At 56.5% G+C, this 543-nt stretch carries 1 protein-coding gene; it reads left to right on the top strand.

Annotated elements, in window-relative coordinates:
- Window positions 1-543 (top strand): AMP-binding protein (locus D515_RS24960; RefSeq protein ID WP_039850804.1); only part of this gene is annotated, 543 nt, incomplete at both ends.

Here is a 543-nt window from a genome sequence, read left to right as displayed (position 1 = left end):
CCTTGGTATTCTGGCCGCTGGCGGGTGCTATGTCCCTGTCGGTATACACCAGCCTCTGGTGCGACAGCAGCGTATACATTCCACTGCGGGGATCCGTTTCACTGTCACTGACCCGGCACACCTTGATGCCGTCCCTGGTCTCGCCATTGATATCTCATACACTGACAGGTTCTCGCCATTAGAGGCCCCCGTCCCTGTCTCACCAAACAGCCCGGCGTATATCATCTTCACCTCCGGCTCTACCGGTGAACCCAAAGGCGTTGAAATGGCCCATCAGGCCACCGCCAATACCCTTGATGACATTAACCACCGCTATGGTATCCACCCCGACAGCCGTGTGCTTGCGGTCTCTGCGCTCGATTTTGACCTCTCCGTCTATGACCTCTTCGGTCTGCTCAGCGCCGGCGGTGCCGTCGTCATGGTCGATGACGCCATTCGACGCGATGCCGCTGCCTGGTTGTCTTTGATTAACGAACATCATGTCACTGTCTGGAACTCTGTCCCTGTCTTGTTAGACATGCTGATGGTTGTCGCTGAAAGCCA

The organism is Grimontia indica, assembly GCF_000333895.2.
Taxonomy (GTDB): domain Bacteria; phylum Pseudomonadota; class Gammaproteobacteria; order Enterobacterales; family Vibrionaceae; genus Enterovibrio; species Enterovibrio indicus.
Note: the sequence above shows the minus strand (reverse complement) of the source record. Positions and strands in the feature narration are given on the sequence as shown.